Source organism: Thermaerobacter sp. PB12/4term, from assembly GCF_003403315.2.
Taxonomy (GTDB): Bacteria; Bacillota; Sulfobacillia; order Thermaerobacterales; family Thermaerobacteraceae; genus Thermaerobacter.
Window position 1 is genome coordinate 49,608 of sequence record NZ_CP048407.1, and the last position, 14,507, is coordinate 64,114.

The 14,507-nt window shown below is 72.4% G+C and carries 14 protein-coding genes; all 14 read left to right on the forward strand.

What is annotated here, in order from left to right; all coding sequences use genetic code 11:
• Positions 1-95 precede the first annotated feature (95 nt).
• The 14 genes from ilvA to yabQ all read left to right on the forward strand — a co-directional run bounded on the left by ilvA (position 96) and on the right by yabQ (position 14,462).
• Entirely contained in the window at positions 96-1,511 is a 1,416-nt protein-coding gene (gene ilvA / locus DYI95_RS00250; RefSeq protein ID WP_203530660.1) for a threonine ammonia-lyase, read from the forward strand.
• Positions 1,512-1,610: 99 nt separating this feature from the next.
• Positions 1,611-1,895 carry a SpoVG family protein gene (locus DYI95_RS12865; protein ID WP_116899611.1) on the forward strand — a complete coding sequence of 95 codons (285 nt, stop codon included), beginning with the start codon at positions 1,611-1,613 and terminating at the stop codon, positions 1,893-1,895.
• 289 nt (positions 1,896-2,184) lie between these two features.
• Complete coding sequence (locus tag DYI95_RS00260; protein ID WP_116899610.1) at positions 2,185-2,664, forward strand: peroxiredoxin; 480 nt, start codon at positions 2,185-2,187, stop codon at positions 2,662-2,664.
• 5 nt (positions 2,665-2,669) lie between these two features.
• Complete coding sequence (locus DYI95_RS00265) at positions 2,670-3,140, forward strand: RDD family protein (protein ID WP_243149773.1); 471 nt, start codon at positions 2,670-2,672, stop codon at positions 3,138-3,140.
• Positions 3,141-3,351: 211 nt separating this feature from the next.
• Positions 3,352-4,752, forward strand: a complete 1,401-nt coding sequence (glmU, locus tag DYI95_RS00270) for a bifunctional UDP-N-acetylglucosamine diphosphorylase/glucosamine-1-phosphate N-acetyltransferase GlmU (protein WP_116899608.1) — start codon at positions 3,352-3,354, stop codon at positions 4,750-4,752.
• Positions 4,739-5,686: a ribose-phosphate pyrophosphokinase gene (locus tag DYI95_RS00275; protein ID WP_116899607.1), complete on the forward strand. Its 948-nt coding sequence runs from the start codon at positions 4,739-4,741 to the stop codon at positions 5,684-5,686. The genes glmU and DYI95_RS00275 overlap by 14 nt, the downstream gene beginning before the upstream one ends.
• Positions 5,687-5,810: 124 nt before the next feature.
• Complete coding sequence (locus tag DYI95_RS00280) at positions 5,811-6,443, forward strand: 50S ribosomal protein L25 (RefSeq protein ID WP_116899606.1); 633 nt, start codon at positions 5,811-5,813, stop codon at positions 6,441-6,443.
• Between the two features lie 179 nt (positions 6,444-6,622).
• Positions 6,623-7,249 (forward strand): aminoacyl-tRNA hydrolase, encoded by a 627-nt coding sequence (gene pth / locus DYI95_RS00285; protein ID WP_116899605.1) that lies wholly within the window; start codon positions 6,623-6,625, stop codon positions 7,247-7,249.
• Entirely contained in the window at positions 7,246-10,836 is a 3,591-nt protein-coding gene (mfd, locus tag DYI95_RS00290) for a transcription-repair coupling factor (RefSeq protein ID WP_116899604.1), read from the forward strand. The genes pth and mfd overlap by 4 nt, the downstream gene beginning before the upstream one ends.
• A gap of 192 nt (positions 10,837-11,028) precedes the next feature.
• On the forward strand, positions 11,029-11,589 hold the full coding sequence (spoVT, locus tag DYI95_RS00295; protein ID WP_006902698.1) for a stage V sporulation protein T: 561 nt from the start codon (positions 11,029-11,031) through the stop codon (positions 11,587-11,589).
• A 38-nt stretch (positions 11,590-11,627) separates the two neighbouring features.
• On the forward strand, positions 11,628-12,752 hold the full coding sequence (locus tag DYI95_RS12870) for a YabN family protein (protein WP_116899603.1): 1,125 nt from the start codon (positions 11,628-11,630) through the stop codon (positions 12,750-12,752).
• A gap of 26 nt (positions 12,753-12,778) precedes the next feature.
• Entirely contained in the window at positions 12,779-13,051 is a 273-nt protein-coding gene (locus DYI95_RS00305; RefSeq protein ID WP_006902696.1) for an HU family DNA-binding protein, read from the forward strand.
• A gap of 399 nt (positions 13,052-13,450) precedes the next feature.
• The gene (gene yabP / locus DYI95_RS00310) at positions 13,451-13,747 is read left to right on the forward strand and encodes a sporulation protein YabP (protein ID WP_006902695.1); all 297 of its coding nucleotides are present in this window, start codon (positions 13,451-13,453) and stop codon (positions 13,745-13,747) included.
• A gap of 46 nt (positions 13,748-13,793) precedes the next feature.
• Positions 13,794-14,462: a spore cortex biosynthesis protein YabQ gene (gene yabQ, locus DYI95_RS00315; protein WP_116899602.1), complete on the forward strand. Its 669-nt coding sequence runs from the start codon at positions 13,794-13,796 to the stop codon at positions 14,460-14,462.
• The last annotated feature ends 45 nt before the right edge of the window (positions 14,463-14,507 follow it).

A 14,507-nucleotide genomic window follows, 5' to 3' on the forward strand; every position in this document is an offset into this window, starting at 1 on the left:
GGTCCGCGGCGGCCGGCGCCCGCCGCGTGGCGCACCGCATGAGGCGCGTCGCAAGCGCCGCGCGAGGCGCACTGACGAACGGGAGGCGCAGCGCAATGACGGAAGGGCGTACGAGGGCGGCGGAAGAACCCGGCCCCGCCGGGGCCGGTGTGGGAGCCGGCCGCGGGGGGCCGGCCGGGCCGGGCGGTCCGGCGGCCGCGGGGGAGACGGCGCGGACCGCCCCGGGTGCCGGCGCCGGCGTCCCTGCCGGCATCGCTCCCACCGTCGACCTGGCCGCCATCCAGGAGGCGGCCCGGACCATCGCGGGGTTCGTCCATCGCACGCCCCTGCTGGGTTCGGCGGCCTTCTCCGAGCTGGCGGGGGCCGACGTCTTCCTGAAGCTGGAGAACCTGCAGAAGACGGGCTCGTTCAAGGTCCGGGGAGCCTTCAACCGCCTGTCCCGGCTGGATGCGGCGGCCCGGGCCCGGGGGGTGATCTGCGCCTCGGCGGGCAACCACGCCCAGGGGGTGGCCCTGGCAGGCTCCCGCCTGGGAATCCCCGTCACCGTGGTGATGCCCGAGACGGCCCCCACCACCAAGGTGGTGGCCACCCGGGGTTACGGGGCCGAGGTGATCCTGCACGGCGAAGGCTATGACGGCGCCTACGACCTGGCTTGCCGCCTGGCCGAAGAACGCGGCCTCACCTTCATCCACGCCTTCGACGACCCGCTGGTGGTGGCCGGGCAGGGCACGGTGGGCCTGGAGATCCTGGAAGACCTGCCCGACGTGGACACGGTGGTGGTGCCGGTGGGCGGCGGCGGGCTGATCGCCGGGATCGCCATCGCCCTGAAGGCGCGGCGGCCGGGGGTGCGGGTGGTGGGAGTGCAGCCCCAGGAGGCGCCTGCCCTGGCCCGTGCCTACGTCACGGGGCGCCTGGAGCCGGTGGAGCGGGCCCGTACCATCGCCGACGGCCTGGCGGTCAAGACGCCGCGGGAGATGACCTTCCGGCTGATCCGCCGTTACGTGGACGGCATGGTCACCGTCTCCGAGGAGGAGATCGCCCGCGCCATCCTGCTGCTTTTGGAGCGGGCCAAGCTGGTGGTCGAGGGGGCGGGCGCGGCGGCCCTGGCCGCCCTGCTCTCCGGCAAGATCCCGGAGGCCGGCCGGGTGGCGGTGGTGGTGAGCGGCGGCAACATCGACGTCAACCTGCTGGCCCGGATCATCGAGCGCGGGCTGCTGGAAGACGGGCGCCTGATCCGCATCCGCACCCTGGTGGCCGACCGGCCGGGATCGCTGCAGGCCCTGCTCAAGGTGATCGCCGACCAGGGCGGCAACATCCTGGCCGTCTACCATGACCGGTTGCGTCATGAGGTCGCGCTGGGTGAGGCCGAGGTGGAGCTGATCATCGAGACCCGGGACACGGCCCACGTGGATGCCATCCGCCGGGCCCTGGCGGATCACGGTTACACCCTGCAGGGCCTGGAGGTGGAACCGGCGAGGGCCGGCGGGGCCGCGGGCCTGCGGGGACTATGACGGGAATTCCGGCCCCGGGCAAGGCCAAAAACAGGATTGGGAAATGGCAGGAACTGGGTTCATGGCGGCGAATCCTCCCCGCAGAAGGGGGGTGACGCCATGGACATCTCGGAGGTGCGGATCCGGCCGGTCAAGGGCGCGGGCCGGATGCGAGCCTTTGCCTCCGTCGTCTTCGGCGGCCAGTTCGTGGTCCACGAGCTGAAGGTGGTCGAGGGGACCGAGGGGCGCATGTTCGTGGCCTTCCCGTCCAAGCGGGCGGCCAGCGGCGAGTACTTCGACATCGCCCATCCCATCACCGCCGATGCGAGGGACCGCATCCAGCAGGCGGTGCTGGCGGCCTACCGCCAGCAGGTGGGCGGGATGGCGGCCGAGCAGGCGGGCTAGCTCTGCCCGGCGCCGCAGGTGCCGGTGGCGGCGCCGGGGCAGGACAGGCGGGGCGGCTGTCCGGGGCCGGTGGGGCGGCACGGCGGGCGGACCGCCGAGCCCTCGACCGGCCCCGGCTGCGACCCGGGCCGGCGGCAGGGGTGGGACCGGGGCGGGCAACAGCTTGACCCTTTACCCGGGCATCCCGAATCTGATACAGGAGGAGTGGGGTGCCACCGCGCCGGGCGGGACCGCGGCGCGGCCGGCCGGTACGGCGGTGGCGGCCTGCCAGCCGACAGGAGGGATGACGATGGCGGCTCAGGTGGGGGACAAGGCTCCGGACTTCCGGCTGCCGGCGACCGGCCCGGAAGACACCATCTCCCTGGGGCAGTTCCGCGGCAAGAAGAACGTGGTGCTGTACTTCTTCCCCTTCGCCTTCAGCTCGGTATGCACCCAGGAGATGTGTGCCCTGCGGGACACCTACAGCGAGCAGTTCAGCGGTCTCGATGCCCAGGTGCTGGGCATCAGCGTGGACAGCCCCTTCACCCTGCGGGCATGGGCCGAGCAGCAGAAGTTCGACTTCCCCCTGCTCTCGGACTTCAACAAGGAAGTGTCCCGGGCGTACGACGTGTACTACGACGAGCTGATGAACCTGCGCGGCGTGGCCAAGCGGGCGGCCTTCGTCATCGATAAGGACGGGATCATCCGCTACCGCTGGGTCACCGACGACCCCAAGGTGCTGCCCGACCAGGAGGCCATCCGCAAGGTTCTGACCGAGCTGCAGGGTTGATCCCCTTGCGGCGCGAGACTGGGGCCGAGCCGGCACCGCTGGTGCTGCGCTGGGCGGCCGGCTTGATCGACCTGGTGCTGCTGTCGGCGGCCGGCAACCTCCTGGGCCTGACCGTCCTGGAGGTGGCCGAGGCCTGGACCGGCGGCACGGCCGCTCTGGCGCTGGCCGGCACCGCGGTCCTGGCGGCCGCCGCCGCCTACTTTGCTGCCGGCGAGGGCTACTGGGGGACCACCCTGGGCAAGCTGGCACTGGGCCTGCGGGTGGTGGAGGCCGGAGGCCAGTGCCCCGGCTGGCGGCGGGCGCTGGTCCGCTTCTTGGCCCGGATGGCGGGCACCGTCCTGGCCGGCGCGGGCTGGTGGCCGGCCCTGGGGATCGGGCAGAGGCCCGCCGGCCCGCCCTGGCACGACACGGTGGCCCGGACCTGCGTGGTGCGGTGGCGGCCGTGGCAGGTGGGCGCGGAAAGCGCCGGCCGCTGAGGAGGCCGCAGGCAAGGGGGCCTGCGGGTCTCCGCGGGGCCGGACGGCCCCGGCTGGTGCCGTCCCGGACCCTGCAGGTCCCAGCCGGGGTCCGGCGAGGCCCTGAAACCGGCATGGGAAAGGATGGGCACCCCGGCACCCCGGGCGGTCGCGCCATGCGGCGCGGCGTCGGTCCGGGGTGCAGGCCTGTGCCCACGGGGAGGTTACCTCGTTGGATCATCCGCTCCACGCCGTGATCCTGGCCGCGGGGCTGGGCAAGCGCATGCGGTCGAACCGGGCCAAGGTGCTCCACCCGGTGGCCGGGCGGCCCATGGTGGAGCACGTGGTGCGGGCGGCCGAAGGGGCCGGCGCCGGCCGGGTGGTGGTGGTGGTGGGCCACCAGGGCGAGCAGGTGCAGGCCCTGCTGGGGGACCGGGTGGTGTATGCCTGGCAGCACCAGCCCCTCGGCACGGGGCACGCGGTGCTGCAGGCGGAAGCGGCCGTGGCCGGGGCGCAGGACGTCCTGGTGCTCTATGGGGATACGCCCCTGCTGGAGGCCGATCTGCTGCGCCAGTTGATCGACGCCCACCGCCGGTCGGGTGCGGCGGCCACCCTCCTGACCGCGCAGCTGGACGACCCGACGGGCTACGGCCGGATCGTCCGGGATGAGGCGGGCCGGGTGGTGCGCATCGTGGAAGAGGCCGACGCAACCCCGCCCCAGCGGGCCATCCGGGAGGTCAACACCGGCATGGCCTGCTTCCGGCGGGAGCCCCTGTTCGACTCCCTCCGCCGCCTCACGCCGGCCAACGCCCAGGGGGAGTACTACCTGGTGGACGTGGTGGCGCTACTTCACCAGCAGGGCCTGGCGGTCCACACCGTCACTGCCCCCGATCCCCGGCAGGTGGAAGGGGTCAACGACCGGGAGGCGCTGGCCCGGGCGGAAGCCATCCTGCGCGACCGCATCCGGAAGCGGTGGATGGCGGCGGGCGTGACCCTGATCGACCCGGCCAGCGCCTGGATCGATGACGACGTGGAGATCGGGCGGGACACGGTGATCTTCCCCAACACGGTGGTGGCGGCGGGCTCTCGCATCGGGGAGGGCTGCCGCCTGGGCCCCGGCGCCCACATCACGGGCAGCGTCCTGGGCAACCAGGTGCAGGTTTGGTATTCGGTGGTAGAAGACAGCCAGCTGGGTGACGGCTGCCGGGTGGGCCCCTTCAGCCACCTGCGGCCAGGCTGCCGCCTCGCTCCCGGCGTCCACATCGGCAACTTCGCCGAGCTGAAGAATGCGGAGGTGGGCCCCGGGTCCAAGGTGAACCACCACTCCTATCTGGGCGATGCCCAGGTGGGCGCCGGCGTCAACATCGGCGCCGGCACCGTGACGGTCAACTACGACGGTTTCCGCAAGCACCGCACCATCATCGAGGACGAAGCCTTCATCGGTTGCAACGCCAACCTGGTGGCGCCGGTGCGGGTAGGCCAGGGAGCGTACGTGGCCGCCGGTTCGACCATCAATCAGGACGTGCCGCCCGGCGCGCTGGCCATCGCCCGGGAGCGCCAGGTCAACAAGGAAGGATGGGCGGCCCGCTGGCGCCAGCGGGCCCGGGGGAGGAACGGCGATGGCGTACGATAGCGGGCGGCTGAAACTCTTCGCGGGCAGTGCCAACCCGGCGCTGGCACGAGCCATCGCCCAGCACATCGGCGTTCCCCTGGGGGACCTGGAACTGGGCCGCTTCGCCAACGGCGAGGTGCGGGTTTCCGTCAACGAGAGCGTGCGCGGGGCCGACGTGTTCGTGATCCAGCCCACCTGCCACCCGCCCAACGACACGCTGATGGAGCTGCTGGTCCTGCTGGACGCCCTCAAGCGCGCCTCCGCCTGGCGGGTCAATGCGGTCGTGCCCTTCTACGGATACGCCCGCCAGGACCGGAAGACCCGGCCCCGGGAGCCCATCACGGCCAAGCTGGTGGCCAACCTGCTGACGGTGGCCGGGGCGGACCGGGTCGTCACCATGGACCTCCATGCCGGCCAGATCCAGGGCTTCTTCGACGTGCCCGTGGACCACCTGACGGCGGTGCCGCTCCTGGCGGAGTACTTCGCCCGCAAGAAGCTGGAGAAGCCGGTGGTGGTGTCTCCGGACCACGGCGGGGTGAGCCGGGCCCGGGAGCTGGCCGACCGGCTCGGGGTCCCCATCGCCATCATCGACAAGCGCCGGCCCGAACCCGGTGTGGCCGAAGTGATGTCGGTGGTGGGCGAGGTGGAGGGCCGCACGGCCATCATGATCGACGACATCATCGACTCGGGGGGTACCATCCGGCACGGGGCGGAGGCTCTCATCGCCCTGGGAGCCCGGGCCGTGTACGCCTGCTGCACCCACGCCGTATTTTCGGGCAACGCCTTGCAAAAGCTGGCGGAGGCGCCCATCGAGGAGATCGTGGTGACGGACACTATTCCCCTGCCGCCCGGGGCGGAGAAGGCGCGGGTCAAGGTGCTGTCGGTGGCTCCCCTGCTGGGGGAGGCCATCGTCCGCATCCACGAGGACCTGTCCGTCAGCCGGCTCTTCAACTGAAACGGCTCCGGCCGGCCGAGGCTGCGGCCGTCCAGGGCGCCCTTTGACACCGCCGGCGTTTCGGGGCTAAACTAGCGCCGGCTTGTGAAGGCTCACCGATCCTGGAGTCGGGAGGGATGTCCTGGTGCAGGCCGTTTTGCGTGCGGTTCCCCGGGAGCCGGGCCACCCGCGGCGGGTACGCCGCGAGGGCGGTCTCCCGGCGGTTCTGTACGGACCCAGCGGCAACTTTCCCGTGCGCCTCGATGCCCGGGAGTTCCACCGCTTGCTGGCGTCGGGCCGGGCGCGGGGTATCCTGACCGTCGAACTGGTGCAGGACGGGACGACCCGCTCCCTCAGCGCCATGGTGAAGGAGCTGCAGTATCACCCCGCCCGGGGCGACCTGCTCCACGTGGACCTCTTCGAAGTGCGGGAGGACGAACCCGTCCGAGCCCAGGTGCCCATCGTCCTGCGGGGTGTGGAGGAAGCCGAGAAGCGGGGCATCCTGCAGCACCAGCTGGCCGAGCTGGAGATCGAATGCCTGCCGCGCCACATGCCGGCGGCCGTGGAGGGGGACGTGGCCCGGCTGCCGGTGGGCGAGGAACTGCGGGTGCGTGACCTGGAGGTGCCGGCCCAGGTCCGGGTGCTGAACGATCCGGACGAGATCGTGGCGGTGCTGCTGCCGCCGAAGGACCTGGGTGCGGAGGAGGAAGAGCAGCCGGCTGCTGAGGTCGCTGCGGGTGCAGCCACGGAAGAGAAGGGCGAGAAGGGCGAGGTGTGACGCCGGGGGCGGTGGCCGGGGGCGGGGCCAGGGGGTGACGCGGTGGCCCGGTACGCGGACCCCGGGAGCCGGCCTCGCGGCAGGGGGCGGCGGCCCGCCGGGTCGAACCGGGCGAGCCGCTCGCCCACCCCACCGGCCCGGCGCCCTCGCCCCCGCCGGCGAGGACGGAGGCGGGGCCTGTGCCCCGGATCATCGTCGGGCTTGGCAACCCGGGTCCCGAGTACGAGGGAACCCGGCACAACGTGGGCTTTGCCGTGGTCGATGCCCTGGCCCGGCGGCTGCGCACGGCCGGCTGGCGCCGGGGCTTCCGCTCCCTCTGGGCGGAGGGGACGTGGCGCGGCCAGCCCGTGGTGTTGCTCAAACCCCAGACCTACATGAACCTTAGCGGCGAGGCCGTGGCTCAGGCCTGCCGCAACCTGCGCGTCCCGCCGGGGGAGGTCCTGGTGATCTACGACGACCTGGACCTGCCGCCCGGCCACCTGCGCTTGCGCCCGCGGGGCAGCGCCGGCGGCCACCGCGGGGTCGCTTCCATCATCGCCAGCCTGGGCCAGGACGATTTCCCGCGCCTGCGGGTGGGCATCGGACGCCCGCCGGCGGGCGTGGATGCCGCGGACTATGTGCTGGCTCCCTTCGCTCCGGAGGAGCGACCTCTGATGACCGCGGCGGTCCAGCGGGCAGCGGAGGCCGTCCTGGCGGTGCTGGCGACCGGCCTGGAACGGGCGATGTCCCGTTACAACGGGCCCACTCCCTGGCCCTCAGGGACCCAGGGTGCCGGCGCCGGCGGTGGAGGCGAAAGGGAAGAATGACCACCCTGCCAGCCCAGGACCTGACGGAAGACCTGCTGCGCCTGTGGCAGCAGCTGCCGGAGTTCCCCTCCCTGGCCGGAGGGGTGCGCCAGGAACTGCCCGCCCAGGCGGTGTACGGCCTGGGCGGGCCGGCCGCGGCCAGCCTGCTGGCTGCCCTGGCGGCCGCCACGGGCCGGACCTTGTTCATCCTTACCGCCGAGCAGGGGGCGGCCGACGCCCTGGCTGCCGACCTGCGCGCCTGGGTGCCTGCGGAGCGGGTGGTGGTCTTCCCCGCCATTGAAGTCCTGCCCTTCGAGGTGCTGGCCGCCAGCCCCGAGCTTCTGGCCCTGCGTCTGGAGGCGCTCGCCCGGCTGCGCCAGGGCCCCTGCCTGGTGGTGGCCCCGGTGGCCGCCGTTGCCCGCCGCCTGCCCCATCCGGAGCGCTGGGCGGCGGGGCTGGTCGACCTGGAACCGGGACAGGCCCTGGACCGGGATGACCTCCTGGCCCGCCTGGTCGCCGCCGGGTACCAGCGGGCCGAGCAGGTCGACCGTCCCGGCGAGCTGGCCGTTCGCGGCGGGATCGTGGACGTCTACCCACCGGCCGGTGAGCCCGTACGCATCGAGTTCTTTGGCGACGAGATCGACTCCCTGCGCCGGTTCGACCCCGGTACCCAGCGGTCGACGGGCGCCCTGGAGCGGGTGCGCCTGGTTCCCGCCCGGGAACTGGTGCTGGACGAGGCTGCCTGGCGGCGGGGACTCGCTGCCCTGGCCTCCGAGCTGGACTCCCTGCGGGACCAGACGCGCCACCGCAGGGGTGGTGCCGCCCGCCAGCTGCTGGACCGGCTGGAGCAGGACCTGGTTCGGCTGGAGGCCGAGCGCTCCATCGAGCTGGCGGAGCACTACCTGCCCTTCTTCGAGCCGGATATGGCCACCCTGCTGGACTATGCCCCGGGGCCCGCCATGGCTGTCTGGGTGGAGCCCCGGTCCCTGGAGGAGGCGGTGGCCGATCGGGAGCGCCAGTGGCAGGAGCGCCAGGCCGACCTTCTCGCCCGGGGCGAGATCCTGCCTGCCCAGGCCGCGCTCTACCTGGACGAACCGGCCCTCTGGGGCGCCCTGGCTTCCCGGCCCGTGCTGTACCTGTCGGTGCTGGCCCGGACGCCGGGCCAGGGGCCGGAGCCGCGGCAGGTGTATCCCGTGACGGCGCGGCCTGCCCCGATGTTCCACGGGCAGTGGGACCTGTTCGAGGAAGAGGTGCGCACCTGGCAGCGCCAGCAATACCGGGTGCTGCTGGTGGCCGGCGACGGCGACCGGGCCGGCCGGTTGCGCCAGGCCCTGCTCGACGCCGACGTGGCGGCTCGCCAGGTGGAGCGCCTGACCCTGCCCGCCCCCGGGGAAGTGCTGGTGGCTCCGGCCGGCCTGAGCGAAGGCTTTGAGGTGCCCGCCCTGCGCTGGGTCGTCCTGACGGAGCGGGAGGTATTGGGCCGCCGGGTGGCCCGGCGGCGCAGCCCCACCGTGGCCGCCGACCGGGCAGAAGCCCAGGCCCTGGAACGGCTGGTGGACCTCAAGCCCGGCGATTACGTGGTCCACGTCCACCACGGCATCGGCCGGTTCCTCGGCCTGCGCACCATGGAGATCCAGGGCGTGCACCGCGACTACCTGACCCTGCAGTACGCCGGCGGCGACCGGCTCTACGTGCCCACCGACCAGATCGAGCTGGTGCAGAAGTACGTGGGCGCCGAGGGTCACCAGCCGCGGCTGGCCCGGCTGGGTTCCGGCGAGTGGAACAAGGTCAAGCAGCGCGTCAAGGAATCGGTGCGGGAGATGGCCGGGGAGCTGCTGGCCTTGTACGCCGCCCGCCAGTCGGTCCGCGGTCACGCCTTCAGCCCCGACACCCCCTGGCAGCGCCAGTTTGAAGACGCCTTTCCCTACCAGGAGACGCCGGACCAGCTGGAGGCCATCGCCGCCATCAAGGCCGACATGGAGCGGCCGGTCCCTATGGACCGGTTGCTGGTGGGCGACGTGGGCTTCGGCAAGACCGAGGTGGCCATGCGGGCGGCCTTCAAAGCGGTCCAGGACGGCAAGCAGGTGGCGGTGCTGGTGCCCACCACCGTGCTGGCGTACCAGCACGAGCGGACGTTCAAGGAGCGCTTCGCGCCCTTTCCCGTCACCATCCGCACCCTGAGCCGCTTTGCCTCGCCGGCTGAGCAGGCGGAGATCCTGACGGGCCTGGCCCAGGGCACGGTGGACATCGTCATCGGCACCCACCGGCTGGTCCAGCCCGACGTGCGCTTCAAGGACCTGGGTCTCGTGATCATCGACGAGGAACACCGCTTCGGCGTGGCTCACAAGGAGCGGCTCAAGCAGCTGAAGCAGAACGTGGACGTGCTGACCCTGTCGGCCACGCCCATCCCCCGCACCCTGCACATGGCCCTGGCGGGAATCCGGGACCTGAGCCGCATCGACACGCCACCGGAGAACCGCTTCCCGGTCCAGACCTTTGTGGTGGAGTGGCACGAGTCGCTGGTGCGGGACGCCATCCAGCGGGAGCTGCGCCGCGGTGGACAGGTGTTCTACGTGCACAACCGCGTCCAGAGCATCCACGCCGTCCGGCGGCGGCTGGAGCGCCTGTTGCCCGAGGCCCGCTTCGCCGTGGCCCATGGCCAGATGGCCGAGGGCGAGCTGGAACGGGTCATGGTCGACTTCATGGAGGGCAAGGCCGATGTGCTGGTGTGCACCACCATCATCGAGTCGGGCCTGGACATCCCCAACGTCAACACCCTGATCGTGGAGGACGCCGACCGGATGGGCCTGGCCCAGCTCTACCAGCTGCGCGGCCGGGTGGGGCGATCCGACCGGGTGGCCTACGCCTACTTCACCTACCGCCGCGACAAGGTGCTGACGGAAGACGCCCAGAAGCGCCTGCAGGCGATCAAGGACTTCACCGAGCTGGGGGCGGGGTTCAAGCTGGCCCTGCGGGACCTGGAGATCCGCGGCGCCGGCAACCTGCTGGGCGCCGAGCAGCACGGCTTCATGCTGTCGGTGGGCTTCGACCTGTACACCCAGCTGCTGGAAGAGGCCGTCAACGAGCTGCGCGGCCGGCAGCGGCCCGCGCGGCTGAAACCGGTGATCGACCTGGTGGTCGACGCCCACATCCCCGACACCTACATCCGCGACGCCCGCCAGAAGATCGAGTTCTACAAGAAGGTCAACCTGGCGGAGACGCCGGCCGACCTGGCCGAGGTGCGGGAGGCGCTGCAGGACCGCTACGGCCCGCCGCCGGAACCGGTACGGAACCTGCTGGCCCTGGCCGAGGTGCGGCAGCTGGCGGCCCGCTGCGGCGTCTTCCGCATCGAACAGCAGGGCACCCGGATCGACATGGAAGCCGTCGCTCCCCAGGCCGGGGCCCTGACCCAGGCGTGCGAGGCGCTGCGCCCGCAGCTGGGCCGGCGGCTGCAGCTGGTGCGGGGCCGGGCGGCGGCGTTCTTCCGCACCGACGGCCTGGGCGAGCGCGAGGTCCTCACCGCCCTGCGCCGCTTTCTGCGCGAGCTGGCCCGCCACACACCCCTTCCCGCCGGAGAGCAGCCGGTGGACGAGCCGGTGGCAGAATAACGGAAAATTTTTGGCGGCACACTGTCTTCGCGGTGGCTGTCCCTCGAGAAGGGACCCCTGCGTGCGAAAAGCTATTCCGGAAGGATCACCCGCCCGCCCCCGGCGAGCGCGCCGGGCCGGGACGGGACACCAGGCCGGAACCCGGAAACGGACCGCCACCACCGCGAGGAACCAGGCGAGGAGGGGTGACGGATGAAGGCGACGGGCATCGTGCGCCGCATCGATGACCTGGGCCGGGTCGTGATCCCCAAGGAGATCCGGCGCACCCTGCGCATCCGCGAGGGCGACCCGCTGGAGATCTTCGTGGATCGCGACGGCGAAGTGATCCTGAAAAAGTACTCGCCTATTGGCGAATTGGGTGATTTTGCCAAGGAGTTGGCCGATTCCCTCCACGAGGCCGTCCACCACATCGCCCTGGTGGCCGACCGGGATGCCATCATCGCCGTGGCCGGTGCGCCCCGGAAAGAGTTCATGGAGAAGCGCATCGGGGGCGCCGTGGAGGAGGCCATGGCCCAGCGACAGCCCGTCCTCCGCAACCGCCCGGCCCAGAACCCCGGCGCCGGCACCCTCCTGGCCGACGACGAGACCGACGAGCGGTTCTCAGCCTACGTGATCGCGCCCATCCTGGCCACGGGCGACGTCATCGGGGCGGTGATTCTGGCCTCCAAGGAGCCCGGCACCCAGATGGGGGACCTGGAGCTCAAGCTGGCCGAGACGGCGGCGGCGGTGCTGCGCAAGCAGATGGAGGACTAGGCGGTGCCCATGTCCAACCCCCGGCCGGGGGGTTTATCGTGACGGACACCCTTGTGGATCGCAGCGGGCAGGACCCCTACGGATTCGCCAGGCTGGTGGAACTGGTCCGCCGCCTGAGGGAACCGGGCGGCTGCCCCTGGGACCGCGCCCAGACCCACCGCTCCCTGCGCCGCTTCGCCCTGGAAGAGGCGTACGAAGTGGTGGAAGCCATTGACCGCGGAGATCCTCAGCACCTGGCCGAAGAACTGGGCGACCTTCTCCTCCAGGTGCTGCTCCATGCCCAGATTGCCGCCGAAGCGGGTCACTTCGACGTGGCGGATGTCTGTCAGCGGCTGGCGGACAAGCTGATCCGCCGCCATCCCCATGTCTTCGGCCAGATGGAGGCCCGTAGTGCTGCCGACGTGCAGCGCCTGTGGGCCGCCATCAAGGCGGCGGAAGCCGGCGGCCGGCCCGGGCTCCCCGGGGCGGGGGACGAGCCGGCCCCCGGGGACGGCCAGACCCCGGCGCCACCCCCGCCAGCGGTGACCCCGCCTGCGGCGGGAAGGGCCGGGACCGGTGGCGCGGGTGGCGAGCATGGGGGTGCCGGCGACCGGTATGGGGCCGGCCCGGGTGGGCCGGCTGGGGACAGCGCGGCGGCCGGCCGGGCCCGGGAAGAAACGGGAGACCAGGGTGCGCCCGGCCTGCTGCCGGATGCCCGGCCCCATCCCGGCGCCCGGGCGGCGACGGGCGGCGAGGCGGACGCGGAGACCTGGCCGCCCAGCGCCCTGGTCCAGGCCTACCGGATCCAGGAGCGGGCGGCCCGCTCCGGCCTGGACTGGCCCGATCCCCAGGGGCCGCGGGCCAAGCTGGACGAGGAGCTGGCCGAACTGGACGAAGCCGTCGCCCACGGCGACCCGCAGCGCATCGAGGAGGAACTGGGCGACGTCCTGTTCATCCTGGTCAACGCAGGCCGCCACTGGGGCGTCTACGCGGAGGCGGCCCTGCTGGGGGCCGTCCGCAAGTTCCGCCGGCGGGTCCGCCTGATGGAAGAACAGGCCGCCCACCAGGGCCGCCGCCTGGAGGACATGTCCCCCGAAGAGCTGGACCATCTCTGGGAAGCGGCCAAAGACCGGGAACGCGGGAGGATTCAGGGCTCGTCCGCAGAACACAAGAGCGGAATTTGACGCGAGGCGAGGGGAGGGAAACGTGGGTGAACAAGCCTGAGCTGGTGAACGCCATCGCCGAAAAGACCGGCTTGAACAAGAAGGACAGCGAGCGGGCGGTCAACGCCTTCGTGGAGTCCATCAGCGAGGCGCTGGCCCGGGGCGACAAGGTCTCCCTGGTCGGCTTCGGCACCTTCGAGGTGCGCACGCGCCAGGCCCGCACGGGCCGCAATCCGCGGACGGGGCAGACCCTGACCATCCCCGCGGCCAAGGTGCCGGCCTTCAAGCCCGGCAAGCAGCTGCGGGACATGGTGAAGTGAGACCGGCCCCGCTCCGGCAAGGGTGACCCTGCGGGGTCCTGCGGGGCACAGAAGGACCGGCACCGGCGACACCCGGTGCCGGTCCTTTTTGCTTTCCAGGGCCGGCCGCCCTGGAGGGAGCGGCCCGCGCCGGGCATCCCCGCCACGGGTGCCGGTCCTTGTGCTTTCTGTGGCCAGCGGCGGGTGGCAGCGCGGTTGACCGGCCGGATTCCCGTGGCGGCGCCGGTGGCCGCGGCTCCCCGCCGGCAACCCGCGGTCGGGGCCGGGCACGGCCGGGACACCGGCCCGGTACATAGCCCCTTCCCCCGGGCATATCCATGAGCGAGGGCACCAGCCACATCCATGGATCGGGGGCCTGGCAGGCCCCCTGCCAGGGCGGTAGGGAAGGAGGTCCGGGCCGTGGCCGAGGGCCAGGCTGCGCCGGGCAACCGGGGGCGCCACACCCTGACGCTGGCCGGGCGGGAACGGCTGGAGCTGGACGGCGTCCAGCGGGTGGAGAACTTCGACGACCACACGGTGGTGCTGGAAACGGTGATGGGCCGCCTGACCATCCGGGGCGAGGGGCTGCACATCCACGAGCTCAACCTGGAGGAGGGGCGGCTGCGCATGACGGGCCGGGTTTCACTGCTGGCCTACGATGACTCCACCCAGCGCCGCCGCGACCGCCGCAACCTGCTGGAGCGTCTGCTGAAGTGAAGGGGCCCGCAGGCCCACACCGGCAGGAACCGGAGGCGGGCGGCCGATGTTCCCCCTGACCGTGCAGTTGTACATGCTTGCCGTCAACGTGGCCCTGGGCCTCACCCTGGGCTTTCTCTTTGATGCCTGCCGCGCCCTGCGTGCCGTCCTGGGCGGCGGCCGGGCGCCCCGCCGCCCCTGGCTGGACGCCCTGCTGGACGGGGCCTTCTGGGCGCTGGCCCTGCCTCTGGTGCTTCTGGCCTGGGGATGGGGCAACTGGGGCCAGGTGCGCACCTTCACCTTCCTGGGCCTGGCCCTGGGCCTGGGGGTTTACGCCGGGCTGGGCTCACCCTTCCTATATCCCGCCCTGGCAGCTACCTACCGGGCCACCGGCCAGGGCACCCTCCGGTTCATCCGGTGGAACCGGCGTGCCGCCGGCGCCCTCTGGCGGGGCTGCTGCTGGGTGGTGCGCAGCCTGCTGGCCCTGGTGCGCTGGGTGCTCAAGCCGGTGACCATCCCCCTGGGCTGGCTGCTGGCACCCGTCTTCATTCCGGTGCAAAGGCACGTCATCGACCCCTGCCGGGCCGCCCTGCGACGCCACCTTCTGGATCCCTGGCGCCGGTACCGGGCGGCGGCCGGCCGCCGGCTGTCCGGGCAGTGGAACCGGCTGCGGGCTGTCCTGGCCGCCTTGATCGGGCCTCAGCAGGGCGCGCCGCCCCCGCCCCCGGCGGGGTGACGGCCGGCGGCGGATCCAACGTGGGGGACCGGCAGGAATCCCCCT